This is a genomic window from Clostridium sp. AN503 (assembly GCF_040719375.1).
Taxonomy (GTDB): Bacteria; Bacillota; Clostridia; order Lachnospirales; family Lachnospiraceae; genus Brotaphodocola.
This window is the reverse complement of sequence record NZ_JBFDTP010000002.1, coordinates 2,016,976-2,041,568: the sequence shown is the minus strand read 5'-3', so window position 1 is coordinate 2,041,568 and position 24,593 is coordinate 2,016,976. Positions and strand designations below refer to the sequence as shown.

At 51.7% G+C, this 24,593-nt stretch carries 23 protein-coding genes; 20 read left to right on the top strand and 3 right to left on the bottom strand.

From position 1 onward, the window contains the following. Positions 1 to 33: 33 nt before the first annotated feature. The 15 genes from AB1I67_RS16775 to cysK all read left to right on the top strand — a co-directional run bounded on the left by AB1I67_RS16775 (position 34) and on the right by cysK (position 14,360). A complete protein-coding gene (locus tag AB1I67_RS16775; protein WP_367031086.1) occupies positions 34 to 513 on the top strand; it encodes a hypothetical protein in 480 nt (159 codons plus the stop codon). 191 nt (positions 514 to 704) lie between these two features. Further along, positions 705 to 2,174 carry a tetratricopeptide repeat protein gene (locus AB1I67_RS16770; protein ID WP_367031085.1) on the top strand — a complete coding sequence of 490 codons (1,470 nt, stop codon included), beginning with the start codon at positions 705 to 707 and terminating at the stop codon, positions 2,172 to 2,174. A 34-nt stretch (positions 2,175 to 2,208) separates the two neighbouring features. Next, positions 2,209 to 3,147 (top strand): hypothetical protein, encoded by a 939-nt coding sequence (locus AB1I67_RS16765; protein ID WP_367031084.1) that lies wholly within the window; start codon positions 2,209 to 2,211, stop codon positions 3,145 to 3,147. Next, positions 3,144 to 3,392: a hypothetical protein gene (locus AB1I67_RS16760; protein WP_367031083.1), complete on the top strand. Its 249-nt coding sequence runs from the start codon at positions 3,144 to 3,146 to the stop codon at positions 3,390 to 3,392. Before AB1I67_RS16765 ends, AB1I67_RS16760 begins: the two co-directional genes overlap by 4 nt. Positions 3,393 to 3,408: 16 nt before the next feature. After that, positions 3,409 to 3,531, top strand: a complete 123-nt coding sequence (locus tag AB1I67_RS16755) for a hypothetical protein (RefSeq protein ID WP_367031082.1) — start codon at positions 3,409 to 3,411, stop codon at positions 3,529 to 3,531. Between the two features lie 151 nt (positions 3,532 to 3,682). Further along, positions 3,683 to 4,276, top strand: a complete 594-nt coding sequence (locus AB1I67_RS16750; protein WP_367031081.1) for a DNA-3-methyladenine glycosylase I — start codon at positions 3,683 to 3,685, stop codon at positions 4,274 to 4,276. A 141-nt stretch (positions 4,277 to 4,417) separates the two neighbouring features. Beyond that, on the top strand, positions 4,418 to 5,398 hold the full coding sequence (locus AB1I67_RS16745) for a hypothetical protein (protein WP_367031079.1): 981 nt from the start codon (positions 4,418 to 4,420) through the stop codon (positions 5,396 to 5,398). Between the two features lie 50 nt (positions 5,399 to 5,448). Next, entirely contained in the window at positions 5,449 to 5,712 is a 264-nt protein-coding gene (locus tag AB1I67_RS16740; protein WP_367031078.1) for a DUF2164 family protein, read from the top strand. Positions 5,713 to 5,990: 278 nt separating this feature from the next. Continuing rightward, positions 5,991 to 6,512, top strand: a complete 522-nt coding sequence (locus AB1I67_RS16735; RefSeq protein ID WP_367031077.1) for an isochorismatase family cysteine hydrolase — start codon at positions 5,991 to 5,993, stop codon at positions 6,510 to 6,512. A 71-nt stretch (positions 6,513 to 6,583) separates the two neighbouring features. Then, positions 6,584 to 8,404, top strand: a complete 1,821-nt coding sequence (locus AB1I67_RS16730) for an ABC-ATPase domain-containing protein (protein ID WP_367031076.1) — start codon at positions 6,584 to 6,586, stop codon at positions 8,402 to 8,404. A gap of 164 nt (positions 8,405 to 8,568) precedes the next feature. Next, positions 8,569 to 10,032: a carboxypeptidase M32 gene (locus tag AB1I67_RS16725; protein ID WP_367032632.1), complete on the top strand. Its 1,464-nt coding sequence runs from the start codon at positions 8,569 to 8,571 to the stop codon at positions 10,030 to 10,032. Positions 10,033 to 10,115: 83 nt separating this feature from the next. Beyond that, on the top strand, positions 10,116 to 11,825 hold the full coding sequence (locus tag AB1I67_RS16720; RefSeq protein ID WP_367031075.1) for a S8 family peptidase: 1,710 nt from the start codon (positions 10,116 to 10,118) through the stop codon (positions 11,823 to 11,825). A gap of 142 nt (positions 11,826 to 11,967) precedes the next feature. Then, complete coding sequence (locus tag AB1I67_RS16715; RefSeq protein ID WP_367031073.1) at positions 11,968 to 12,285, top strand: hypothetical protein; 318 nt, start codon at positions 11,968 to 11,970, stop codon at positions 12,283 to 12,285. 3 nt (positions 12,286 to 12,288) lie between these two features. After that, positions 12,289 to 13,323 carry an NUDIX domain-containing protein gene (locus AB1I67_RS16710; protein WP_367031071.1) on the top strand — a complete coding sequence of 345 codons (1,035 nt, stop codon included), beginning with the start codon at positions 12,289 to 12,291 and terminating at the stop codon, positions 13,321 to 13,323. 104 nt (positions 13,324 to 13,427) lie between these two features. Continuing rightward, positions 13,428 to 14,360: a cysteine synthase A gene (cysK, locus tag AB1I67_RS16705; RefSeq protein ID WP_367031069.1), complete on the top strand. Its 933-nt coding sequence runs from the start codon at positions 13,428 to 13,430 to the stop codon at positions 14,358 to 14,360. Between the two features lie 27 nt (positions 14,361 to 14,387). On the opposite strand, the gene AB1I67_RS16700 is transcribed toward cysK, so the two are convergent. Continuing rightward, a complete protein-coding gene (locus tag AB1I67_RS16700; protein WP_367031067.1) occupies positions 14,388 to 15,224 on the bottom strand; it encodes a YihY/virulence factor BrkB family protein in 837 nt (278 codons plus the stop codon). Between the two features lie 153 nt (positions 15,225 to 15,377). On the opposite strand from AB1I67_RS16700, the gene AB1I67_RS16695 reads away from it, so the two are divergent. Together AB1I67_RS16695 and AB1I67_RS16690 are read left to right on the top strand one after the other, a co-directional pair. Further along, positions 15,378 to 17,147 carry an ABC transporter ATP-binding protein gene (locus tag AB1I67_RS16695; RefSeq protein ID WP_367031065.1) on the top strand — a complete coding sequence of 590 codons (1,770 nt, stop codon included), beginning with the start codon at positions 15,378 to 15,380 and terminating at the stop codon, positions 17,145 to 17,147. A gap of 1 nt (position 17,148) precedes the next feature. Then, on the top strand, positions 17,149 to 18,903 hold the full coding sequence (locus AB1I67_RS16690) for an ABC transporter ATP-binding protein (RefSeq protein ID WP_367031063.1): 1,755 nt from the start codon (positions 17,149 to 17,151) through the stop codon (positions 18,901 to 18,903). 278 nt (positions 18,904 to 19,181) lie between these two features. Here AB1I67_RS16690 and AB1I67_RS16685 read toward each other — a convergent pair whose 3' ends face one another. After that, entirely contained in the window at positions 19,182 to 19,619 is a 438-nt protein-coding gene (locus AB1I67_RS16685; protein WP_367031062.1) for a DUF6773 family protein, read from the bottom strand. 4 nt (positions 19,620 to 19,623) lie between these two features. Further along, complete coding sequence (locus tag AB1I67_RS16680; RefSeq protein WP_367031060.1) at positions 19,624 to 19,818, bottom strand: helix-turn-helix transcriptional regulator; 195 nt, start codon at positions 19,816 to 19,818, stop codon at positions 19,624 to 19,626. A gap of 368 nt (positions 19,819 to 20,186) precedes the next feature. On the opposite strand from AB1I67_RS16680, the gene nrdD reads away from it, so the two are divergent. The 3 genes from nrdD to AB1I67_RS16665 all read left to right on the top strand — a co-directional run bounded on the left by nrdD (position 20,187) and on the right by AB1I67_RS16665 (position 24,524). Further along, positions 20,187 to 22,337 carry an anaerobic ribonucleoside-triphosphate reductase gene (gene nrdD / locus AB1I67_RS16675; RefSeq protein WP_367031059.1) on the top strand — a complete coding sequence of 717 codons (2,151 nt, stop codon included), beginning with the start codon at positions 20,187 to 20,189 and terminating at the stop codon, positions 22,335 to 22,337. 61 nt (positions 22,338 to 22,398) lie between these two features. Next, positions 22,399 to 22,926 (top strand): anaerobic ribonucleoside-triphosphate reductase activating protein, encoded by a 528-nt coding sequence (nrdG, locus tag AB1I67_RS16670; RefSeq protein ID WP_367031057.1) that lies wholly within the window; start codon positions 22,399 to 22,401, stop codon positions 22,924 to 22,926. After that, positions 22,923 to 24,524, top strand: coding sequence for a potassium/proton antiporter (locus AB1I67_RS16665; protein ID WP_367031055.1), 1,602 nt, complete (start codon positions 22,923 to 22,925; stop codon positions 24,522 to 24,524). The genes nrdG and AB1I67_RS16665 overlap by 4 nt, the downstream gene beginning before the upstream one ends. The last annotated feature ends 69 nt before the right edge of the window (positions 24,525 to 24,593 follow it).

Below are 24,593 nucleotides of genomic sequence, written 5' to 3'. Positions count from 1 at the left end.
ATAATGAAGCGGCATTTTGAGAGGAGTATGGTTATGAGTGAAATATATACCTTTGATGATTTTTTGGCAACGGTGGAGGATAAGGATCAGGAATTTGTAAGAGGGGTGCACAAGGAACTGACAGCGCTTGGGTGCAGGGCGGATGTGAAGGCGGCAAAAAGCGGTTACGTCGTTTCTTATCTGGCAAATAAAAAGACCGCGGCGAATTATGTTTTCCGAAAAAAAGGGCTGATCATGCGGATCTATGCAAACCACATTGCAGAATATATGGATATTCTGGACACGTTTCCGGATACGATGACAGAGACGATCCAGAAAGCGCCGGTATGTAAGCGCCTGCTGAATCCTGCTGACTGCAACCAGAGATGTCAGATGGGATATGATTTTATCATGAAGGGCGAGCGTTTCCAGAAATGCCGTAATGGGGCGTTCCTGTTTTTGCTCACGGAAGAAAGCAAGCCTTTTGTGGAAGCTCTGGTGCTGCGCGAGGTGCAGGAGGCTGTGAAACCGTAGCTGTTGGAAAGACAGGTGGAGGAAACTCCGTCTGTTTTTTTGTGCAGAATCCAGGATGGAGAGCAGAGAACAAAAAAAGTCGTTTAATATCTTTATTTATGTGGAAAAACAGAAGTGTGATATAGTATAATCAACCTGTAGTGTTTTTTATAATGGGTAATTAAAAATGAAAGGTAATAAAGAGAATGACTTTGCTGGAGCAATGCCAAATCTGGAATGAACACGACGAATACCAAAGGATCATAGAGGCGATAGAAGCCGTCCCTTCCGGAGACCGCACGCCGGAGTTGGACAGTGAACTGGCCCGCGCATATAATAATCTGGCGGAGGTGACGGATCAGGAACTGTTTGAGAAGGCGGTCGGACTTTTACTCCCTCATAAGGAATATTTTAAAGGCGATCATAGCTGGAACTTCCGTCTTGCCTATGCCTGTTTTTACCTGGGACGGGAAGGGGAGGCTAAGTCCTATTTTGAAAAAGCACTGGAGGCCCGCCCAGGAGACGAGGATACGAAAGAGTTTTTGGATGCCTGCCGCAGGAGCCTGTCCCTTCCCAGATTTGAAAAGAACTTCCGGGAGCGGACTTTGGAAGCATGGGCTGCATTTGAGAAGGCGGAAGCAGGACTGCGCAGCATGATGGACCGGGAGGACCGGGACTCCGTTGCGGAGGAACTCATTGGAACATGCAGTGAGATCCTGGAAACTGCCTTCGGAGACGTTTCCTTTGAGCTTGGCTATAATGGAGAGAAATACGAACTGATCCTTACTCCGGAGGGGGATAAGGCGCAGCTCTTTCAGATGGTATATTTTGAGCGTCATGCCCCGGCAGCTGTTCTGGAACGCTGGAATATCTGGGTGGGGCGTCAGCCGTCTATCGGTTTTTCCCTGCGCTCTGACGGTAATGAGGTCTCCGGCAGCGACGTTTTGGTCTGGGTGGAAAAGCAGGCGAATAACCGGGTATCCTTAACGCTCTACTGCGAAAAGCTGATTCCCCTGCTGCAGGAGAATGAGAACCGGGTATGGTGGCTGCTCTGTACGCTTACGGATCAGATACTGGGGGAGATTCCCAGCATGTCCTGCGTTGATGCATTTGACGTGACGGATACGCCCAGAGAGGAGCCGCCCATCCTCCTGACGGAGCTGCCCCGGGCCCTGGAGAGCATGGGCCTGAGCCTGAATCTGGACGCTCAGGAATATCTGGACAACAGCTACTCCGGATATGAAATGAAACCGGTGGAGGATCCGGATGCCGACTGGAGGCTGGATGTATATATCGCGTCTACACGGCTGGAAGCGCTGATCGGGGAATATCTGCGCGGTGACAGTGATGTGATGGATGCGTTGCACCGGGATGGTGCTGTGGGCGGCTTTCTGGGATATCCGTTAGATGGTTTTGCCGGAGAACAGCGTGCCGCTGATATCCTGGATTTCCGGGACGCTTTGCAGGCCGCCATAACAGAACAGGCGGGGGAGGATGCAGTTACCTTTCTGGGAGGCGCTACCGGACTGTACTGCGGTTATCTGGATTTTATCGCATGGGACCTGCGGCCGGTACTGGGGGCGGCGAAGGAATTTTTTGAAAAGAGCAGTCTGAAATGGGCAGCTTTCCAAACCTTCCGCCGGGATGCAGATCTTGTGTTTTTGTTGGACCGGGAGCAGTGAGGCGTTTTTATATCCGGGAAGAGGGGGAACAGACATGGCAAAACAGCTTCATTGTATTGTGCATCCGCAGGAGTCATCCAAATATTATGCGATTCGTGAGGATGGTGTGCTTGCACTATACCAAAATGGACAAAGAGAGCCTCTGAAGGAATATCCTGCGGTTGAGCAGATAAGAGTATTTGACCGGTATGACACGGCAAAAGCAACCGATGAGTCTTATACCATGGAGATCCTGTGGCCGTGGCTGAGCGTGTTTCAGCAATATGGAACCAATGGATGCGTTTATCATCTGGAGTCTGGGGAAATAAAACTTTTCAGCAGGGAAAACTACCATGCGGAGGTGTCTGGCTTTTCCAATGGCCTGATGGAATATAAGGGAGAAATCTGCCTGCTGCATCAAACACAGTGGAACCGGCTGGACATCACTAACCTGGAGACAGGGGAACTTCTGACGGAACGGGAAATCTATTACCGCATACTTGAGGAAACCGGCGAGCGGGGCGAAAGAAAATATGAAAAGAAAAATTATGTGGATTATTTCCACGGCAGAATCTTCTTTTCCCCGGATTACCGGTATTTTGTGGATACCGGATGGGTATGGCAGCCGGAAGGGGTACCTGTACTCTATTGTGTGGAGGATTTTTTAACCGAATATGAGAATAGCCGGATTGACCTTGCTGTCGGAGAGGACTGGATATATGGGGATGATTGGGATCAGAGCGCAGTATGGCTGGATTCCGATACCTTTTTGCTAAACTTTTGTCCTGATCTGGATTTCATGGAGGACAGCAGCAGTTTTGCAGAAAAACCGGGATCTGTGCTGCTGAATTTAATGTGTGCTCTCTTTTATCATCGCCGGGAAAAATGCCGGATAAAAAGCTGGAGGCACAGAAAATCATACCGTTTCCCTTTGTTCCCACTCTGGTGCAGTCCTGTTATCTACAGCGAAATGATCAGGTGCATTGTTTCGTGAAGATGCTCAATGTGGAGCTATATTGGGATGAGCGGGAGCAGTTGCTGATCGGTATTGATGGAAATGGTCTGCTGGTGTTTGATCCGTTGAGGAATGCCAGCTATTGTATCCGTTACGGCAATTCAAATTGTTTCTATTCTTTGATTCATCATATGGCGTATCAGCTGCCGCAGTGGCCGGGGAATTTTATCTTTTCTGGTATCCGGGAGCTGATGAAAGCGGCGCAGGCTTTTCGTATTATTTGAAAGAGGAATCTGGTAAATGGATCAGACAATGAATCAGGCGCAGAAGGAAGTGGCGAAGAAGATCGTGGAGGATATTCGGGCGTATTGGATGGAGCAGGCAAAGCAGGCTGAAATGCAAAAGCAGGATATATTACAATGACTATTTTGCAGTTTATTTTGCGGAGAGTGAGCGTGCTTATGGTCAATCCGGAGCTGTTTGAGTGACATGCAGATTTCCGCTGGCAGAACTCTTTGTTTCGGGCATGAAAACAGCAGGTGTAAATCAATTGGGGATAGAGAAGAGGTAAAACATGATGGAGCAAAAACGGTGTGAGTGGTGTTTGTGCAATGAAAAAATGATAAGATATCATGATGAAGAGTGGGGTATCCCCCTTCATGATGACAGAAAACAGTTTGAGTTTTTGATGATGGAGGTGATGCAGTGCGGGCTGAACTGGAACATGATGATACAGAAGCGGGAGATATTCCGGGCATGTTTTGATGGGTTTGACTATGATAAGGTAGCTGCCTATGAGGAGTCTGATATTGAGCGCATCATCGCAACAGAGGGGATGATCCGGTCCCCCAGAAAAGCTGCGGCAGTGATCCATAATGCCCGGTGTTTTCAGAAGGTAAGGGAGGAGTTTGGTACCTTCAGCCATTACCTGTGGTCCTTTTCAAAGGGGAAGACGATCCTGTATCAAAGCCATCAGAAAGAAGGAATACCGGCGCAGAATGAGTTGTCGGAGGAGATCAGCCGGGATTTAAGGAAACGGGGATTTAAGTACCTGGGACCTGTCACGGTCTATTCCCACCTGCAGGCCTGCGGCATCATCAATGACCATACAGAGGAGTGTTTCCGGTACCAGGACCTTATCCGAAACTATCCAACAATAAAAATCTAACCTGAGCCTTGTTTGACTGTTCTATCTGTGATATAATATCAGACATCCGATAAGCTTTCCTTGCTTATCCGTAATCTGGTTTCGTGTCCGGGTTTCACCGGCAGATTCCAAACATTTATTATATACACAGGAGGGAACAGCATGGGAACTAAGAATGCAGTTTCAAAGAGTTATCTGTCGGACAGTCAGCGGTTCGCACAGATCTGCAACAATCAGTTGTTCGGCGGCAGACAGGTCATTCAGCCGGAAAAGTTAAAAGAGCTGGATCCGGAGGAACTGATGGTGGAAGGGGAACGCACCCCGGATTTGGAAATCCTGGAAAAATACCGGGATGTGCTGCGCATTTATGACAGCCAGGTCATGTTTCTGATCCTGGGGATCGAGAACCAGGAGGAAGTACATTACGCGATGCCGCTGCGCCAGATGCTATACGACGTGCTCAAGTACGAAAGCCAGCGTATCAGGCTGGAGCGGGAACATCGGGAGAAGAAGGATCTGCGGGGAGCGGAATACTTAAGCGGCCTGACAAAGACTGATCGGCTGATACCGGTGATCACACTGACTGTCTACTGGGGAAAAGAACCCTGGGACGGAGCTAAAAGCCTTTCTGAAATGCTTGACATTCCGCCGGTTTTGTCCCAATATAAAGACATAATCAATGATTACCGGATGAATCTGCTGGAGGTCTGTTCCATGGAAAATCTGGAGGCTTACAGAGGAGAACTTAAGGCGCTGTTTGGCTTTTTAAGATACCAGAAGGATAAGGCGGCGCTCAGCCGGTTTGTCATGGAGAATGAAGATATCTTTCAGACGCTGACATCTGAAACGGTCAGAGCCATCTCAGTCCTGGGCGGCGCACGGGAACTGGGGCAGTATCTGAAGCAGGAAAAAGAAGACGAGGAGGAGATCAATATGTGTGAGGCATTGCAGGAAATGATCATGGACGGAAAAATAGAGGGAAAAGCTGAAGATGTATTGGAGCTTTTAGAAGATCTTGGTGAGATCCCGGAACACTTAAGGGAGCAGGTCATGTCGCAGCGCGATCTGGACGTTCTGAAAAGATGGCATAAACTGGCGGCAAAAGCAGAGACGCTACAGGAATTTATGGACAAAATGCAATGATATCAGGTCTTACGTTTTTTTTAAAATAGAATGCTAAACAGGAGGAATCAATGAGGCGGAAGAGCGTGTCGGCAGTACCACTGACAGAAGTACAGAAAAAACGGATCAGGGAAGAGATCGCGGCATTTTATCTGGATGTCAGGGGGACAGAGATTGGTATTATCGAGCAGGAACAGCTGCTGGAGCTGTTTGCAGAAACCCTTGCTCCAATTATCTATGATAAGGCACTGGACGATATAAAACAGTGGTATCTGCGCCAGCAGGAGAATATGGAGTCGGATTATTATCTGCTCTATAAGGCGTTTGGCAGGTAAGGCTTTTATCAAAATGCATAAAATAATATTTCAGATTAAAAAAAGTTTGTGCACACTTTTTGGCGGGGACATGCTATTATAATAGACGTAAACCCCCCAATACATTATATAGTTTTTGCAACACCCAAAAAACGAAATACCTTCTCCTGAAATGACCGGTTCCCCAACCGGTCATTTCGCTGTCCAGAAATAAATCTCAACTAAAATCGGTCTGTAAAATAAAAGTATGATATGTTATACTGAATGCAATATGGTAAAATAACAGGAGGCAGGAAAACATGAAAAAAGCGCTGGTCGTTGTAGATATGCAGCGGGATTTTATCGACGGGGCATTGGGGACAAAAGAAGCAGAGGCGATCGTACCGGGAGTGGTTGCAAAGATAAAAGGATTTGACGGCGAGATCATTTTTACGCAGGATACCCATTTTGAAGACTATTTAGACACCCAGGAGGGAAAGCGTCTGCCGGTGAAGCATTGTATCAAGGGTACACCCGGATGGGAGATCCCGGAGGAGATCCTGGCTGCCGCAGCAGGAAAAAAGATCGAGTTTTTCTTAAAGACCACTTTCGGAAGCGCAGAACTGGGGACCTATGCTGTGAAGTCAGACTTTGACCGGATGGAGCTTGTAGGGCTCTGCACGGATATCTGTGTGATTTCCAATGCGATGCTTTTAAAGGCGTTTTGCCCGGAGATGGAGATTGCGGTGGATGGTTCCTGCTGTGCCGGAGTCACCCCGGAGAGCCATGCGACCGCTCTGCGTGCCATGGAGGCTTGCCAGATCCAGGTAGAAGCAGACTGAGGCGTGAACAGATCCAGGCGCAATCAGAGCAAAGGTTTTAACAGATTAAAAACAGGTTAGGAGTAAGATTCATGAAATCATCAAATGAACTGCGCACGATGCTGCGCGCGATTGACCGGAAAAGCTATCCGGCATATAAATCCCTGGCAGGAGCCTATCAGTTCGGCAGCTTTGTGCTGGTTATCGATCATGTACAGGGAGATCCGTTTGCTTCCCCATCCAGTATCCATGTGGAGATCGCTCATAAGGATGCAGGATTTCCGGCGGTTTATTACGGGAAGGATTGTGGGCGGGTTGCGCTTCAGGATTATCTGACGAGGCAGTTTGCCGCCCAGATCGAGGCCTACAATTTCAAGGCGAAGGGATCTGGAAAGAGCGGGCTGATCTCCATCACCCGGTGCGGCCAGGAGGTGCTGGAGCGCAGCGCCTGCCAGATCACGGAGCGGGGGATATCTGCCCGGTTCCACGTTGGATTTCCGGCTTTTGGACGGACCATCGATGCGGGAGGCCTGGAAAAAATATTGTTTGATTTCCTGCCCAAATGTATGGAGAACAGCTTTTTTTACCGGAATGCGGACAAGCGCAGGGTGGAGTCTGCCGTACATCTGGCGGAGGACCAGGAGGCGGTCAGGAAGCTTTTGAAAGAAGAGAAGCTGGTGGCTTTTGTGGCAAACGGCTCCATCCTGCCGAGAAAGAGCGGAGTGTCGGATCTGCCGATGAAGGACAGCGTGCCATTTACGTCTCCGGCCTCCATGGAGAGGACATTTACACTGCCCCATAGAGGAAGCATCACAGGAATGGGGATTCCCCAGGGCATTACGCTGATCGTGGGAGGCGGGTATCATGGCAAGTCGACTCTGCTCTCAGCACTTCAGATGGGAGTATATGACCACATTGCGGGGGATGGACGGGAATTCGTGATCACGGATGACTCGGCGGTGAAGCTGCGGGCGGAGGAAGGACGATTTATCCGCGGCATGGATATTTCTCTCTTTATCAACGACCTTCCCAATAAAAAGGACACCCGGTCATTTTCAACCCAGGATGCCAGCGGAAGCACCTCCCAGGCGGCTGGAGTGATGGAAAGCATCGAGGCGGGTTCCGGCCTGTTTTTGATCGATGAGGATACCTCCGCTACCAATTTCATGGTGCGTGATGATTTTATGCAGCAGGTCATAAGCCGGGAAAAGGAACCGATCACGCCATTTCTGGAACGGGCCAAAGAGCTGTATGAGAATGCCGGTGTGTCAACGGTCCTGGTGGCCGGAAGTTCGGGAGCGTTCTTCTATATTGCTGACCGGATCCTGCAGATGGATTGTTACCGGCCAGTGGATATCACAGAAAATGTAAAGGCGCTCTGCGGGCAGCATAAGGAGCCGAGAACCATGGCGCCCGGCTTTGCCATTCCGGAATATAAGCGTCCGTTTGCGGTGCGCAGTGCAGGACGCAGTGGGAATTTTGGCAGCGAGCGTGCAACGCAGCGCGGCGAACAGGGAGCTGAGAACCGCAGTGGAGCATATGGCGGCGGACCGAGAGGTTATGGCGGCAGGCGCGGCGGTGACGGTGAAAGGCGCGGCAGTGACAGACATGAACAGAAAAAGGTAAAGACCTTTGGCAAAGATTCATTTTCTTTGGATAAAGAGACTGTGGACCTGCGTTATGTGGAGCAGCTTGCAGATTCTGAGCAGACCTGCGGGCTGGCCTATCTGCTGCGGTATGCGGTCGAGCATGTGATCGATGGCCGCCGCAGTGTCAGAGAGGTGGTTGACGTGCTGTCCAACACGCTGGATCAGAAGGGCTGGGAACCATTTTGCGGCTCCTATGTGCCATGCGGACTGGCAAAACCGCGCAGACAGGAAATATTTGCATGCTTAAACCGTTACCGTGGGTGATCTGAGCAGTTTCAGCCAGGCATAAGACCAGGCTTTTCTGGGGATACTGGAATCAGAATGCCGTATGGACGCGGCATGGAAGACGGAAGGGAGCAATCATATGGCGATAAAAGAAACCGAGGCATATAAAGAATTATCAGAATACTTAGAGCAGGCAATGGCCTATCAGAACGGCTCTGGTCCTTCTCGAGTGGGATAACGAAACCCTGGCGCCGGAGCAGGCGGGACCTTACACGGCGAGAGTGGAGGGAACGCTCTCTGCGGCGTATCAGAATGTGATAACGGATAAGCGGGTCATGGAGCTGATCAGAGAGTGCGAGAAAGAGCTCGGAAGAGAAGACGGGGACAGTTCCTTAGTGGAGCGGGCGATCATCCGGGAGGCAAAGGAGGAAGCAGAGCAGCTATCCTGCATCCCTCCGGAGGAATACAGGGCATTCAAGGAACTGGTGTCCGAATCTGCCAGAACCTGGGCAAAGGCCAAAGAGGACCAGGATTTTGATGCATTTGCCCCGACGCTTAAAAAGATCATCGACTATCAAAAGAAGTTTGCTTCTTATCGTGCCAAGGACGGACAGAAGCTTTACAATGTCATGCTGGACAGCTACGAAAAGGGTTTCAATATGGAAAAGCTGGATGAGTTTTTCCGTCAGCTGAAAGAGGAGCTGGTACCGTTTCTCCACAGGGTGATGGAGAGCGATGTCAGGATCGCGGACGATTTCTTAAAAGGTGATTATCCGGAGGACAAACAGCGGGAGCTGGGAGTATTCCTGGCAGAGTATGTGGGCTTTGATTTTAAGAAGGGCGTGTTTGCAACCAGCGCACACCCGTTTACCACCAACCTCCACAACCATGATGTGCGTATCACTACCCACTATACAGACCGGATGGACAATTCCCTCTTTTCCGTGATCCATGAGGCGGGGCATGGGATCTATGAGCTGGGTGTTGGGGACGAGCTGACGCAGACCCTGGTAGGACAGGGGGCGTCTATGGGCATGCATGAATCCCAGTCCCGTTTCTTTGAAAATATCATCGGGCGGAATGAAGCTTTCTGGGTGCCGCTTTACTCCAGGCTTAAGGAACTGTTCCCGGAGCAGTTAAAAGGAATAGGCCGTGAGATGTTTGTAAAGGCCATCAATAAAGTCCAGCCGGGCCTGATACGGACCCAGGCGGATGAACTGACCTACAGCCTTCATGTACTGGTCCGGTATGAGCTGGAAAAACAGCTGATCGAAGAAGATCTGGATGTGAAGGAGCTTCCCAAGCTCTGGGCAGATAAATACGAGGAGTATTTAGGCGTGCGTCCGAAGAATGCATCGGAGGGCGTGCTGCAGGATATCCACTGGGCTCAGGGGTCCTTCGGCTATTTTCCATCCTATGCCCTGGGGAGCGCCTTTGGTGCGCAGATGTATGTCCATATGAAAAAAGAGCTGGATTTTGAGCGTCTGCTGGAAGATGGAAAGATCGATGTGATCCGGGAATATCTGCGGGAGCATGTCCACCGCTTCGGCAAGCTGAAGACCAGCCGTGAGATCTTAAAGGATATGACGGGAGAGGATTTTGACCCGAAATATTATATAGATTATCTGAAGGACAAGTATGGGAAGCTGTATCAGATAGAGGGCTGATCTGTAAAAAGGCTGTATGGATAACTGCCGGAAACATGGCATAGAATAGAATGAAAAGCTTTGTAAATGGCAGGGAAAAGCATATGCCGAACCAGAAAATGGAGAACCTTTTAAACCTTGCGCTGGATGTCTCGCCGCAGGAGCGGGCCCGTTCACAGGAACTGGAGACCGGCTATGATCCGCAGGAGCAGACCTGGGAGCTGATCGTAAAATATTCGGGCAGCCTGGATGAGATACGCAGCCTGGGCGCGGCGGTGGAGGAGATGCGCAACGAGTATGCGATCCTGACTGTTCCAGAGCGTCTGATCGAGACAATCAGTGCATTTCCGCAGATTGAATATATAGAGAAACCAAAGAGGCTGTTTTTCGTCGTTGACCGGGCGAGAGCAGCCTCTTGTATTAATATTCTGCAGGAACCGCCGCAGGATCTGACCGGAAGAGGGGTGCTTGTGGCCGTGCTGGATTCGGGGATTGATTATTTTCATGAAGATTTCCGGACAGAGGAGGGGACGACCCGGATTGCGGCGCTGTGGGACCAGACTCTGGACCGGGTGTTCACACCGGAAGAGATAAACCGTGCGCTGGAGACCGGGAACAGGCAGCAGGGCAGGACACTGGTGCCCTCTGTGGATCTAAGCGGCCACGGGACAGCCGTTGCCGGAATCGCTGCCGGAAATGGACGGGAGGATGCCGGCGCATACCGGGGGATCGCCTATGAGAGCGAGCTTTTGGTTGTGAAGCTTGGAACGGCCCGGGCAGGAGGATTTCCACGGACCACGGAACTGATGAGGGCGGTGGATTTTGTGGTGGGGAAGGCTGTGGAGCTGGGGCGGCCGCTGTCAGTCAATATCAGCTTTGGGAATACATATGGCTCTCATGACGGGACCAGCCTGCTGGAGACCTTTCTGGATGATATCGGCAATTATGGAAGGACTACGATCATGGTGGGAAGTGGAAATGAGGGAGCCTCCGCAGGACACGTGTCGGGAAGGCTGACCACTTCCGGGCCGGAGGAGCAGATCGAACTGTCCGTGGCCCCCTACGAACCGGGAGTCAGCGTTCAGCTGTGGAAGGCATACACGGATCAGTTTGGTATCAGTCTGCAGACTCCGTCCGGAGAGATTTTAGGGCCGCTGTCAGAACGGCTGGGACCGCTGCGTTACCGCTATCGAAACACTCAGATCCTGGTCTATTACGGAAAACCGGGACCCTACAGCCAGGCGCAGGAGATCTATTTTGATTTTGTGCCAGATGAAGGGGCTTATGTAGAGAGCGGGATCTGGACGTTCAAGCTGAGGCCGCAGCAGGTTGTGGAAGGTCGCTATGATCTGTGGCTCCCATCCTCCGGAGTGCTGAATGCATCCACAAGGTTTTTGACTGCAACGCCGGATACTACGCTCACCATCCCCTCGTCTGCGGCCAAAGTCATTACTGTAGGCGCTTATAACAGCACTTACAATTCCTATGCCGATTTTTCGGGCCGGGGCTTTACCAGGAGAACAAATCAGGTAAAGCCGGATATTGCGGCTCCCGGCGTTGGGATCATGGCGCCTGCTGTGGGCGGCGGCTACAAGTCGGTCACTGGCACCTCCTTTGCCACTCCGGTGGTGACCGGGAGCGCGGCGCTGATGATGCAGTGGGGGATCGTGGACGGCAGGGACCCGTTTCTCTATGGGGAGAAGATCAAGGCCTATCTGCACCGCGGGGCAAGGCAGCTTCCAGGGTTTTCTGTGTATCCGAACCCGTTTGTAGGGTATGGGGCGCTGTGCGTGCGGGACAGTCTGCCGGTATAAGCGGTTATTCATGGTAATTTTTGTTGGTCAAAATGTGCATAGTGTGATAAAATAAATAGTCATACAGCACCTGTTTTAAATATACTCGTAACGCTTCAGCACTCTCAGAGCTGCGAGCGGTCACAACCAGTCAGGAGGACATATGTGGACTTATACCAAATGTACGGCATCGGACAGAGCAGAAAAGATCAGGGATTTGTCAAACGCGTTTCAGGATGAAAAGGAATGCCTGAAATATTTAGCAAAGGTTCAGAACGAGATCAACAGCGTAAGCGTCACGGTCGTCCTGCTCCAGGACCTGGATGCCAATGTTCTCCTGGAGATGGATTATGTGCCGGTGAATGATTATATATTTAATATTGGCAGCATAGCAGACAACGGGATCAAGGTACAGGGGATTCCCTGCAAAACGATCATGCAGGCGGTCAGCCAGTTAGAACATTATTATACGAGGAAATAGACGATGACAGGTTTAAGCACCCTTTGCTATATTGAGCAGAACGGAAAATATTTAATGCTTCACAGGACTGTGAAAAAGAATGATGTGAATAAAGACAAATGGATTGGCGTGGGCGGCCATTTTGAGCAGGATGAAAGCCCGGAAGAATGTCTTTTGCGGGAGGTGTGGGAGGAGACCGGATATACGCTGACCTCCTACCGTTACCGGGCGGTGGTCACCTTTGTATCCGGAACCGGCGTGACAGAATATATGTCGCTGTTCACGGCGGACGGCTTTACAGGGGAACCGGTCGCCTGCAACGAGGGCGAGCTGGAGTGGGTAGACAAGGAACAGGTATTGAAGCTGAATATCTGGGAGGGAGACAAGATCTTTTTCCGGCTGCTGGAGGAGACGGAGGATTTCTTTTCACTGAAGCTTGTCTATGACGGGAACAACAGACTGGTTTCGGCAGCTCTTAACGGAACCCCCATGGAACTGTTCGATGTGCTGACGGAGAGCGGGGAAAAGACCGGAGTAGTGCGGGAGCGCGGCGTGGCGCACCGGGATGGAAGCCCTCATGGTACAGCCCATATATGGATCGTCCGGGAAAATGACAGGAGCGGATATGACGTGCTGCTCCAGAAACGAAGCGCAAAAAAGGATTCCTATCCGGGCTGTTATGATATCTCAGCGGCGGGCCATGTGGCGGCGGGAGATGATTTCCTGGACACGGCAGTGCGGGAGCTCCGTGAGGAGCTGGGGATCTGTGCGGACCCGGAGCAGATGCATTTTGTGGGATACCACAAGGGCTATTGCGAAGATGTGTTTTACGGCAGGGTATTCCGTGACTATGAGATCAGCGCCGTGTACGTGTACCGGGAGCCTGTGGACGAAGCGGTGCTCACTCTCCAGGACGAGGAGGTGGAATGCGTGTGTTGGATGGACTGCCAGGAATGTATGGAGCAGGTGCAGCAGCGCACAATGCAAAACTGCATCTACGAGGATGAGTTTGCCATGCTGGGGGAATATCTTGAGATCCGAGAGGCCAAAAATCTGTAAATAAATCGATAAACAGGTTGACAACAGGCTGCAATGAGACTATAATTCAGAAAAATCAATTCATAGTTAAGTAATATGAATTAAAGCTTGAGGAGGAAATGCAGATGGGACATATAAAGAAAAGCGCGATGGAACTGATTGGGCACACACCGCTGTTGGAGCTGTGCAATTATGAGAAGAAGCATGGCCTGGAAGCGCATCTGGTGGCGAAGCTGGAATACTTAAACCCGGCGGGAAGTGTCAAGGACCGGGCAGCACTGTATATGATCCTGGATGCGGAGGAGAGCGGAAGGCTGAAACCGGGCGCCACGATTATCGAGCCGACCTCGGGCAATACAGGGATCGGCCTGGCAAGCATCGCCGCTATGAAGGGGTATCGCACAGTCCTCACCATGCCGGAGACCATGAGTATGGAGCGGAGACAGCTCCTCTCAGCATACGGGGCGGAGATCGTGCTGACTGAGGGCGCAAAGGGCATGCAGGGCGCTATCGAAAAGGCTGAGGAGCTTCAGCGGGAGATCCCAGGCTCTGTCATCATGGGCCAGTTTGAGAATCCCGCCAATGCAAAAGCTCATTTTAACACCACAGGCCCGGAGATCTGGGAGGATTTAGAAGGCGATGTGGATGTTTTCGTGGCAGGGATCGGAAGCGGCGGCACCATCACGGGAACCGGGGAATATTTAAAGAGCAGGAAACCGGATGTGAAGATCGTGGCAGTGGAGCCGTCCGGATCTCCATTCCTCTCAGAAGGAAAAAAAGGCCCGCACGGACTCCAGGGAATCGGTGCAGGCTTTAAGCCGGAGCTTTTAAATGACAGGATCTATGATGAGATTATCACAGTCGCAGACGAGGATGCTTACCAGGCCGGGCGTGATATGGCGAAAACAGAAGGCGTGCTTGTAGGGATCAGTTCCGGTGCGGCGCTGTGGGCGGCAGCCCAGATTGCGAAGCGGCCGGAGATGAAAGGCAGGACGATCGTGGTGCTCCTGCCGGATACCGGAGACCGGTATCTGTCCACACCGCTGTTTCACCAGTAGAGGCAGGATGCAGAGCAGACGGCGGATTTAAGCTTCGGGTGGATTTTGGTATCCTGAGGTTTCTAAAAAGCAGTTGATCTCCGCACCGATAAACAGGATACAGATGCAGAAGTACAGCCACAGCATCAAAAGAACAATCGCAGTCAAACTCCCGTACATATAGGAGAAGTTGCTGAAGTTGGTAAAATACAGTGAAAATGCATAGGAGAACAGCAGCCAGCATACGGTTGAAAAGGCAGCCCCGGGAATCTGATTCCGGGGTTTTTGCTTTTTCTTTGGAAGGATCGTATAAAGCCCCACAAAGCTGCTGAAGAACAGGATCATGGCAAGCAGGCTGCGGAAGCTGATGACATGCTGTGTGATGGAACCCAGCAGAGGAAAGATCCTTACAAACAGATTCTGGATGCTGGTACCAAACACCAAAAGCACCAGGGATACCACGCAGACCACCATGAAGATCAGGGTATAAAAGGAACAGATCAGCCTTCTCACAATGTAGTTGCGTTTCTCAAAGGTGTCGTAGATGCGGTTTAAGCCCCGCTCAATACTCATCATACCCCGGGCTGCGGACCACAGTGCCACCAGCGCGGTGATGGACAGGATGGTCCCGGGGGATTTGATGTACAAGTCATCCACAATGCCGATGACAAGGGAATCCAGCATATTTGGCATGATACGGACCAGGATAGCAAGCAGGTCCGATTTGTTTATGGCCGGTATAAACTGGATCAGTGTCAATAAAAGCATGATAAACGGGAAAAATGCGATCACAATAAAAAAAGATGCCTGCGCCGCATAAACGGTGATTTCATCCCTCACGTATTTGTCCCATATTTTTTTGCAGTCAATGATAAATTCAATCATAAGCGCTCCGGAATTTTATTGAAATTCTATGGATTATAGTATCACGGCAGTGGAAAAATAGCAAGGTGGAAAACAAAAATAAAGAGAGGCACTTGCCGCGGTTTCCGTTGGATGCTATAATCAATAGGATGTCTTTTCACGACGGAGGAAAATATGAAAAAGCTGATTCGATATTTAAAGAATTATAAACTGGAAAGCGTACTGGGGCCGTTGTTTAAAATGCTGGAGGCCAGTTTTGAACTGTTTGTGCCGCTGGTCATGGCGCAGATCATCGATGTGGGCATCGGGAACCGGGATGTTTCCTATATTATGAAGATGGGCGGCCTTTTGCTCCTTCTGGCTGCGGTGGGGCTGGCATGTTCCCTGACTGCGCAGTATTTTGCGGCAAAGGCGTCAGTGGGATTTTCCACGGCTCTGCGCAATGATCTGTTTTCCCATATAAACAGCCTGTCCTACAGTGAGCAGGATGTGATCGGGACTTCGACCCTGATCACGCGGATGACCAGTGATGTGAACCAGGTGCAGTCGGGGCTGAATCTGGCCCTGCGCCTGCTCCTGCGTTCCCCGTTCATCGTGTTTGGCGCGATGATCATGGCGTTTACGGTCAATGTAAAAGCCGCTATGGTGTTCGTAGTGGCGATCCCGGCACTGAGCGTAGTGGTGTTCGGAGTGATGGCGGCCAGTATGCCGCTCTATAAGAAGGTACAGCGGCAGTTAGACCAGGTGACCCAGGCGACCAGAGAGAACTTAACCGGAGCCAGGGTGATCCGCGCTTTTAACCGCCAGGAGGACGAGATCCGGAATTTTGACCAGTCCAATGACCTCCTGGTAAAATTCCAGGTGTTTGTGGGCAAGATCTCCGCGCTGATGAATCCGGTTACCTACGTGATCATCAACCTGGCGATCGTGGCAGTGGTCTGGGTTTCCGGCAAGCAGGTGGACGCGGGGATCATCACCCAGGGCGAGACCGTGGCGCTGGTCAACTATATGTCGCAGATCCTGGTGGAGCTGATCAAGATGGCCAATCTGATCGTATCGATTTCCAAGGCCCTTGCCTGTGCCAACCGGATCAGTGCGGTGTTTGACGAGACCAGCAGCATCACAGACCCGACAGGAAAAATGCGTTCCGAGGATATTGTGCCGGAAGCCGGGATGTCGGAGGCAGGAGCCGCAGCCGTGCTGCCCAAGGTGCAGTTTCAGCATGTGGATTTTGCCTATAAAAATACCAAAGCCGATTCTCTGACAGATATTGATATTACGGTATTGCGGGGACAGACGATCGGTATCATCGGCGGTACAGGCTCCGGCAAATCTACGCTGGTGAACTTAATCCCACGGTTCTACGATGTGCGGCAGGGGGCAGTGCTTGTAGACGGACGGGATGTGAGGGAGTACCCACTCCAGGAGCTGCGCAGTAAGATCGGCGTGGTGCCGCAGAAGTCGGTACTGTTCAAGGGGACTCTGCGGGAAAATATGCAGTGGGGCAGAAAGGATGCCTCTGATGAGGATATTTACCGTGCGCTGGATATAGCCCAGGCCAGGGAATTTGTGGATGATAAAGGCGGAGACCTGGAAATGTTTGTGGAGCAGAACGGCAAAAACTTATCAGGCGGACAGCGCCAGCGTCTGACGATCGCCCGTGCACTGGTACGGGAGCCGGAGATCCTGATCATGGACGACAGTGCGTCTGCGCTGGATTTTGCCACGGATGCCAATCTTCGCAAGGCAATCCAGGAGAGCACGGGAGATATGACGGTCTTTATCGTTTCCCAGCGCGCCACCACGATCCGGAATGCGGATCAGATCGTGGTTTTAGATGACGGTGCGGTGGCGGGCTGCGGCACCCACAGGGAGCTGCTTGATTCCTGTAACGTATACAGGGAGATCTGCCTGTCCCAGCTTTCAAAAGAGGAGGTGCAGTAGGATGGCAAAAATAGAAATTGGAAAGCACAAATCTACACTGAAGCGCATTCTGGATTACATTGGCGTCTATAAGTGGCTCGTCCTGCTGTCCCTGGCTCTTGCAGCTGTGACTGTGGCGACGACCCTTTATGCCCCGATCCTGGTGGGGAATGGCGTGGATCTGATCCTGGGGCCGGGGAATGTGGACTTCGCCGGTCTGGCGGAGATCCTGAAAAAGATCGTGGTGGTCATTGCAGTCACAGCTCTGGCGCAGTGGCTGATGAACCATATCAACAACCAGATCACTTACCATGTGGTGAAGGACATCCGGACGAAGGCATTTAACCATCTGGAGATCCTGCCGCTCAAATATATTGACTCCCACCAGTACGGAGATGTGATCAGCCGGATCATCGCAGATATCGATCAGTTCTCAGAAGGGCTTCTGATGGGTTTTACCCAGCTTTTTACAGGCGTCCTGACAATCCTGGGGACCCTGGGCTTTATGCTGGTGGTAAACCCGCTGATCACGGTAGTAGTGGTGCTTGTGACGCCGCTGTCGCTGTTTGTAGCCAGTTTTATTGCCAAAAGGACTTTTGCCATGTTTAAGCTCCAGTCCCAGACCCGGGGGGAGCTCACTTCTCTGGTGGATGAGATGATCGGCAATGAGAAGGTGGTACAGGCCTTTGGTTACGAGGCGGAGGCCCAGGCGCGGTTTGAGGAGATCAACGAGCGGCTTCGGGGATATAGTCTGCGGGCGATCTTTTTCTCCTCCATCACCAATCCATCCACCAGGTTTGTGAACAGCATTGTCTATGCCAGTGTGGGCGTGGCTGGAGCATATGCGGCGATCCGGGGGCTTTTAAGCGTTGGCCAGCTCTCTATTTTCCTAAGCTATGCCAACCAGTATACGAAGCCGTTTAATGAGATATCCGGCGTGGTGACAGAACTGCAAAATGCACTGGCCTGTGCCGCCCGGGTGTTTGAGCTGATAGACGAGCCGCCGTTCCCGGCGGAGGATGAGGACGCTGTAGTACTGGAGCATGTGGACGGCAGCGTAAAGCTCCAGAACGTATCCTTCTCCTATGACCCGGAAACACCGCTGATCGAGGATTTAAACCTGGACGTGAAGCCGGGCCAGAGGATTGCCATCGTAGGTCCGACCGGCTGCGGCAAGACGACCATGATCAACCTGCTGATGCGCTTTTATGATGTGATGGGCGGTTCGATCCAGGTATCCGGAGAAGATATCCGTCATGTGACAAGAAAAAGCCTGAGGACCAGCTACGGCATGGTACTGCAGGAGACCTGGCTGAAATCCGGAACGATCCGTGAAAACATTGCCTATGGCCGGCCAGACGCCACAGACGAAGAGGTCATCCATGCCGCCAAAGAGGCCCATGCCCACAGCTTCATCAAAAGGATGCCCCAGGGCTACGACACTGTGATCTCAGAAGACGGAGGAAACCTGTCCCAGGGCCAGAAGCAGCTGCTGTGCATCGCCCGCGTCATGCTCTGCCTGCCGCCAATGCTGATCCTGGACGAAGCCACCTCCTCCATAGACACACGAACTGAGATCCGCATCCAAAAGGCATTTGCTGTGATGATGGAAGGGAGAACCAGCTTTATTGTGGCACATAGATTGTCGACGATCCGAGAAGCAGATGTGATACTGGTGATGAAAGACGGACACATTATAGAGCAGGGGACGCATGAAGGGTTATTAGAGAAAAAAGGATTCTACGCAAACCTGTACGAGAGCCAATTTTCGTGCTAGCTATGAGCAGTGCGGAAAGAAACAGAGTGGAACCGCCGTCCGAAAGCTTGCTTTCGAGCGGCGGTTCCACTCTGTTTCTTGACATAGGGCGACAGCCCGCGACCGACATGCAGCGAAGCGGAATGGAGGTGCACTGCGTAGTAGATCAACGCGACCAATGCGACAGCCCGCGACCGACGCATTGAACACTTGGCGAGGGTTTTTCGAGCCTGGTGTGAAAGCGCACAGAGGGCATGCAGCGAAGCGGAATGGAGGTGCACTGCGGACTAATCTGCGGACTAATCATCATACTTATCATCCATCTTTTTCTGCTGCCGATCCGCCCACTTCCGGAATCCAATCTGTGCCGCCAAAAAGCATCCAATAAAAGAAAATGCAAACCCCAGCACATTCGCCCATTCCACGTCCTTACCCCTGTTTTGCAGAACCGCCACGAACACAAATACAGAAACCGCCAGAGCGCAGACTAACGCGAGCACCAGATTCTGTTTAAACTTATTTGCAGGAACCATAACCTGCGTCACACCCAGCATCCTGCCCCGTATCAGAAGATAGACAGGGCATCCAACCAAGATCGGATATTCCGGGATACAGTCCAGGGCGCCCATCCCCAGCACAGCGGTCTTGATTATGATCGATACACAGCATCCAAACAGGACGATCCGGAACAATTCCGCGTAAATCTTTTCATAAGTACTTTTCACACGTTCATCCATATCATCATACCTCCCAAAATAAGTCATCCAATGTTTTGTCCAGAGCTTTGCAGATTGCGATGCAGAGCTTCAAAGACGGGTTATAATCGCCGGTTTCGATCATGCCGATGGTCTGCCTCGTCACCCCGACGACAGCCGCCAGGTCTCCCTGCGACATATCTTTGGCGGCACGCGCCGATTTCAATTTCAGATTTTTCATTGGTCCTGCCTCCTGATTCCACTATACCATACACATTGCAAAATGTCAAATATATATTGCATTTTGCAATGCGAACAGAAGCTGGTAAAAGATCGCCTGACCAAAGAAAATCCCAGGCTTTATCCCGGGGGAAGTACCGCTGCATACCGCTGCATCAAGAACTTTTTTATGGATTATGATATAGACAAAGAGGCAGTCACCGATTATAATAAAATCCTACAGAAAAAGAAGATCAAACTATATATAGCGCTTTGCGAAAACCTACAAACAAAATATAGTAAACAGACAAAACTGACCAGATCAGCCGGATCAAGATCCAGGTGCAGCCAGGATCTTAATCTGCTTTATTTATCATAAGGGGGATTACCATGAAAGTACAGAAACGTGACGGCCGTGTAGCGGCCTATGACGCGGAGAAGATCCGCGCCGCCATAGAAAAAGCCAATGAGACAGTGGAGGAGCAGGAGCGGGTGGACGCGGCCCTGATCGAGGACACGATCCGCTATGTGGAATCGCAGGCCACGGACGTGATGCCGGTAGAGACGATCCAGGATATGATCGAGGCGCGTCTGGTGGAGCGCAACAAGTATGCTCTCGCGAAGAAATATATGATCTACCGCTTTCAGAGGGCGCTGCTGCGTAAATCCAACACCACGGATGAGTCCATTCTCAAGCTGATCCGCAATGAGAATAAGGAGCTGGCGGAGGAGAACTCCAACAAGAACACCACGCTGGCATCTACCCAGAGGGATTACATTGCGGGAGAGGTCTCCAGGGATGTGACTAAAAGGCTGCTTTTGCCGGAGCAGATCACCATGGCCCATGAGAATGGAGTGCTGCATTTCCATGATGCCGATTATTTTATCCAGCCGATCTTTAACTGCTGTCTGATCGATATCGGGGATATGCTGGATCATGGAACCGTGATGAACGGGAAACTGATCGAGTCGCCGAAGAGCTTTCAGGTGGCCTGTATCGTCACAACGCAGATCATCGCGGCGGTTGCCAGCAACCAGTATGGAGGACAGTCCGTGGCGGTAAAGCATCTGGGAAAATATCTGCGCAGGAGCCGTGAAAAATACGACCGGGAGCTGCGCAGGGAGTTTGGCCTGGAGGCAGGCGGTGAGCAGTCCGGCAGCATTGGAGAGGCAGAGCTAAAACGTATTGTGAACATCCGCCTGCGCGACGAATTAAAGTCAGGCGTCCAGACGATCCAGTATCAGATCAACACTCTGATGACCACCAACGGTCAGGCGCCCTTTGTGACCCTGTTTATGCAGATCGAGCCGGATTACGAGTATGTAGAAGAAAACGTGATGATCATCGAGGAGATCCTGCGCCAGAGGCTGGAGGGAACGAAGAACGAGCAGGGAGTCTATGTGACCCCGGCATTCCCCAAGCTGATCTATGTGCTGGATGAATGCAACTGCCTAAAAGGCGGGGCGTACGACTATGTGACACGTCTTGCGGTACAGTGTTCGGCAAAACGGATGTACCCGGATTACATATCCGCAAAGAAGATGCGCGAGAATTACGAGGGCAACGTTTTCAGCTGTATGGGCTGCCGTTCTTTTCTGTCCCCGTGGAAGGACGAGGATGGAAACTATAAATGGGAGGGCCGGTTCAACCAGGGTGTGGTCAGCATCAACCTTCCGCAGATCGGGATCATTGCCAGAGGAGACGAAGAGACATTCTGGAAGCTCTTTGACGAGCGGCTTGAGCTGTGCCGTGAGGCACTGATGTGCCGTCACAAGGCGCTTCTTGGAACCGTGTCGGATGTTAGCCCGATCCACTGGCAGTACGGGGCGATCGCAAGGCTTAAAAAGGGCGAAAAGATCGACCGGTACCTGATGGACGGCTATTCCACACTGTCTCTGGGATATATCGGGATCTATGAACTGACCTGGCTTATGAAGGGGACCAGCCAGACGTCGCCGGAGGGCAGGGAATTTGCGCTTAAGGTGATGCGCCATATGAAGGCGGCGGTGGACGCGTGGAAGCAGGAGACCGGCCTGGGCTTTGGTCTTTACGGGACTCCCGCGGAGTCTCTGTGCTACCGGTTTGCGCGGATAGACCGTCAGAAATACGGGATACTGGAGAATGTGACAGATAAGGGTTACTATACCAACTCTTACCACGTAGATGTCCGGGAGCCGATCACCGCTTTCGATAAGTTTGCCTTCGAGAGCGAGTTCCAGAATATCTCCAGCGGAGGCGCCATATCCTACGTAGAGGTACCTAATATGATGCAGAATTTAGACGCCATGGAAACTGTGGTAAAATATATTTACGACAATATCCAGTACGCGGAATTCAACACAAAATCCGACTTCTGCCAGGCTTGTGGTTATGACGGCGAGATCCTTCTAAATGAGGACTATGAATGGGAATGTCCGCAGTGCCATAATAAGGATCACAGCAAGATGAACGTGACCCGGCGTACCTGCGGGTATCTGGGGGAGAATTTCTGGAACAGCGGGAAGACGAAGGAGATCAAGAGCCGGGTGCTCCATCTGTGACGGATGGGCTGGAAAGCCCGGCTGACGATAAAAGAGAAAATGTAAAATGGAGGAAAGCGGCATGAATTATGCAACGATTAAGCAGGTGGATATCGCCAATGGGCCGGGGGTGCGTGTGTCGCTGTTTGTCAGCGGGTGTACGCACCGCTGCAGGGACTGCTTCAATGAGGAAGCGTGGGATTTTCACTTTGGAGAGCCATTTACGGAGGCGACGGAGGAAATGCTCATAGGTTATCTGGACCATGATTATATAGAAGGGCTGACGCTGCTCGGGGGAGAACCGATGGAGCCGCAGAACCAGGAACGGCTGCTGCCCTTTATTAAGAAGGTGCGGGAACGGCTGCCGGAAAAGACGATCTGGTGCTTTACCGGTTATGATTTTGAGAAGGATATCCTGGGCAGGATGATGCCTGAGCACCAGACGACAAGGGAACTGGTGCCTCTGTTTGATGTGATGGTGGATGGAAGATTCGTAGCAGAGAAGAAGAATCTCAGCTTGAAGTTCCGCGGTTCAGAGAATCAGAGGGTTCTGGATGTAAAACGCTCTCTGGATGCAGGAAAGGCCGTATGGCAGGAGGAGTTTTTATGACCGTCTTTCTGGTGACGGCTGCGTGTATCATGCTCGTCTGTGTGTTCTTAAACCGCATCACCGACAGGGTGGGGATTCCGATCCTTCTGGCATTCATCCTGCTGGGGATGCTGTTCGGCAGCGACGGTATCTGGAAGATCGCCTTCAGCGATTTTGGATTTGCGGAGCAGGTCTGTTCTGTGGCGCTCATCTTTATCATGTTTTACGGCGGTTTCGGGACCAACTGGACACAGGCAAAGCCCGTAGCGGTGGAGGCAGCCCTCCTTTCTACCGTTGGAGTGGCGCTGACGGCCGGGATCACCGGTGCATTCTGTTATCTGGCGCTGGGTATGGGAATGATGGAGAGCTTTTTACTGGGTTCGGTCATCAGCTCGACGGACGCGGCGTCGGTGTTTTCCATCCTGCGCTCAAAAAAGCTGGGATTGAAGGATAATACCGCATCCCTGCTTGAGATGGAGAGCGGCAGCAACGATCCCTGTTCCTATATGCTGACGGTGGTAGTGCTGACGGTGATGGCGGGAAGCGCCAGCCCGGGGCAGGTGGCCTGGATGGTATTTGCCCAGTTTGCCTTTGGCATCCTGGTTGCCCTTGTGATGTCGGCTTTTTCCCTGTGGATGCTGCGGCGTTTCCGGTTCGGGGCGGCGGGATTTGATATGGTATTTGTGACTGCGGTGGCGCTTTTGTCCTATGGGGCGGCGGCCATGATCGGCGGGAACGGGTATCTCAGCGTCTATATTGTAGGTATCATATTGGGGAACTCAAAGATCAAGAATAAAATGACGCTGGTTCCTTTTTTTGACGGTGTGACAGGGCTGATGCAGATGGCTGTATTTTTTCTGCTGGGGCTTTTGTCCTTTCCGTCCCGTCTGCCGGCAGTGGCAGGTGTGGCGCTGGCTGCCGCATTGTTCCTGACCTTTGTGGCGCGCCCGCTGGCAGTGTTTTTGCTGATGGCTCCCTTCCGCGCCCGTATGCAGCAAAAGATCCTGGTATCCTTTGCAGGACTCAGGGGAGCCGCGTCCATCGTGTTTGCGATCATGGCGACAGTCAGCGACGCTTATGTGAAGGATGATATTTTCCATATTGTTTTCTGTATCGTGCTGCTGTCCATCGCATTCCAGGGGACCCTGATCCCGTGGGCGGCAAAGCGTCTTGATATGATCGATGAGGAGCTGGATGTGCGCAGGACTTTTACGGATTATGTGGATGAAGTTCCGGTGCAGTTTATGGAGCTTACCATTGGACCGGGGCATCCATGGGAGGGAAAGAAGCTGTCGGAGCTGGGGCTTGTGCGGGAGCTTCTGATCGTGCTGATCCTCCGCAGCGGGGACAATCTGATTCCCGGAGGAGATACAGAGCTTTTGGAAGGGGACCGGGTTGTGCTCAGCGGACCTGCATACCAGGATGAACACGGTGTGCAGCTTCTGGAGAAGACCATTGGGAAAGGGGATCTGTGCGCAGGGAAGACTTTATCGGAGTACTCAAAAGACCCGCAGGAGCTGGTGGTGCTGATCCGGCGCGGGGAGGATACGGTGATACCGCGTGGAGATACTGTCCTTGAGATCGGGGATGTACTGGTGATCCATTCCACGTTGGACTGACAGACCGGCGGATGCGTTGCGAAAATAGAAATCCTTACAGGAAATTAAGCTGTTAAAATATTGACAAGA

What these genes read in the sequence shown, in the direction of transcription:
- AB1I67_RS16750 (WP_367031081.1), top strand. Translation starts at nt 3,683, where the DNA reads ATGATGGAGCAAAAACGGTGTGAGTGGTGTTTGTGCAATGAAAAAATG.
- nrdG (WP_367031057.1), top strand. Translation starts at nt 22,399, where the DNA reads ATGAATTATGCAACGATTAAGCAGGTGGATATCGCCAATGGGCCGGGG.
- AB1I67_RS16685 (WP_367031062.1), bottom strand. Translation starts at nt 19,619, where the DNA reads ATGGATGAACGTGTGAAAAGTACTTATGAAAAGATTTACGCGGAATTG.
- AB1I67_RS16665 (WP_367031055.1), top strand. Translation starts at nt 22,923, where the DNA reads ATGACCGTCTTTCTGGTGACGGCTGCGTGTATCATGCTCGTCTGTGTG.
- AB1I67_RS16765 (WP_367031084.1), top strand. Translation starts at nt 2,209, where the DNA reads ATGGCAAAACAGCTTCATTGTATTGTGCATCCGCAGGAGTCATCCAAA.
- AB1I67_RS16755 (WP_367031082.1), top strand. Translation starts at nt 3,409, where the DNA reads ATGGATCAGACAATGAATCAGGCGCAGAAGGAAGTGGCGAAGAAGATC.
- AB1I67_RS16730 (WP_367031076.1), top strand. Translation starts at nt 6,584, where the DNA reads ATGAAATCATCAAATGAACTGCGCACGATGCTGCGCGCGATTGACCGG.
- AB1I67_RS16720 (WP_367031075.1), top strand. Translation starts at nt 10,116, where the DNA reads ATGCCGAACCAGAAAATGGAGAACCTTTTAAACCTTGCGCTGGATGTC.
- AB1I67_RS16695 (WP_367031065.1), top strand. Translation starts at nt 15,378, where the DNA reads ATGAAAAAGCTGATTCGATATTTAAAGAATTATAAACTGGAAAGCGTA.
- cysK (WP_367031069.1), top strand. Translation starts at nt 13,428, where the DNA reads ATGGGACATATAAAGAAAAGCGCGATGGAACTGATTGGGCACACACCG.
- AB1I67_RS16715 (WP_367031073.1), top strand. Translation starts at nt 11,968, where the DNA reads ATGTGGACTTATACCAAATGTACGGCATCGGACAGAGCAGAAAAGATC.
- AB1I67_RS16700 (WP_367031067.1), bottom strand. Translation starts at nt 15,224, where the DNA reads ATGATTGAATTTATCATTGACTGCAAAAAAATATGGGACAAATACGTG.
- AB1I67_RS16690 (WP_367031063.1), top strand. Translation starts at nt 17,149, where the DNA reads ATGGCAAAAATAGAAATTGGAAAGCACAAATCTACACTGAAGCGCATT.
- AB1I67_RS16735 (WP_367031077.1), top strand. Translation starts at nt 5,991, where the DNA reads ATGAAAAAAGCGCTGGTCGTTGTAGATATGCAGCGGGATTTTATCGAC.
- AB1I67_RS16740 (WP_367031078.1), top strand. Translation starts at nt 5,449, where the DNA reads ATGAGGCGGAAGAGCGTGTCGGCAGTACCACTGACAGAAGTACAGAAA.
- nrdD (WP_367031059.1), top strand. Translation starts at nt 20,187, where the DNA reads ATGAAAGTACAGAAACGTGACGGCCGTGTAGCGGCCTATGACGCGGAG.
- AB1I67_RS16710 (WP_367031071.1), top strand. Translation starts at nt 12,289, where the DNA reads ATGACAGGTTTAAGCACCCTTTGCTATATTGAGCAGAACGGAAAATAT.
- AB1I67_RS16680 (WP_367031060.1), bottom strand. Translation starts at nt 19,818, where the DNA reads ATGAAAAATCTGAAATTGAAATCGGCGCGTGCCGCCAAAGATATGTCG.
- AB1I67_RS16745 (WP_367031079.1), top strand. Translation starts at nt 4,418, where the DNA reads ATGGGAACTAAGAATGCAGTTTCAAAGAGTTATCTGTCGGACAGTCAG.
- AB1I67_RS16775 (WP_367031086.1), top strand. Translation starts at nt 34, where the DNA reads ATGAGTGAAATATATACCTTTGATGATTTTTTGGCAACGGTGGAGGAT.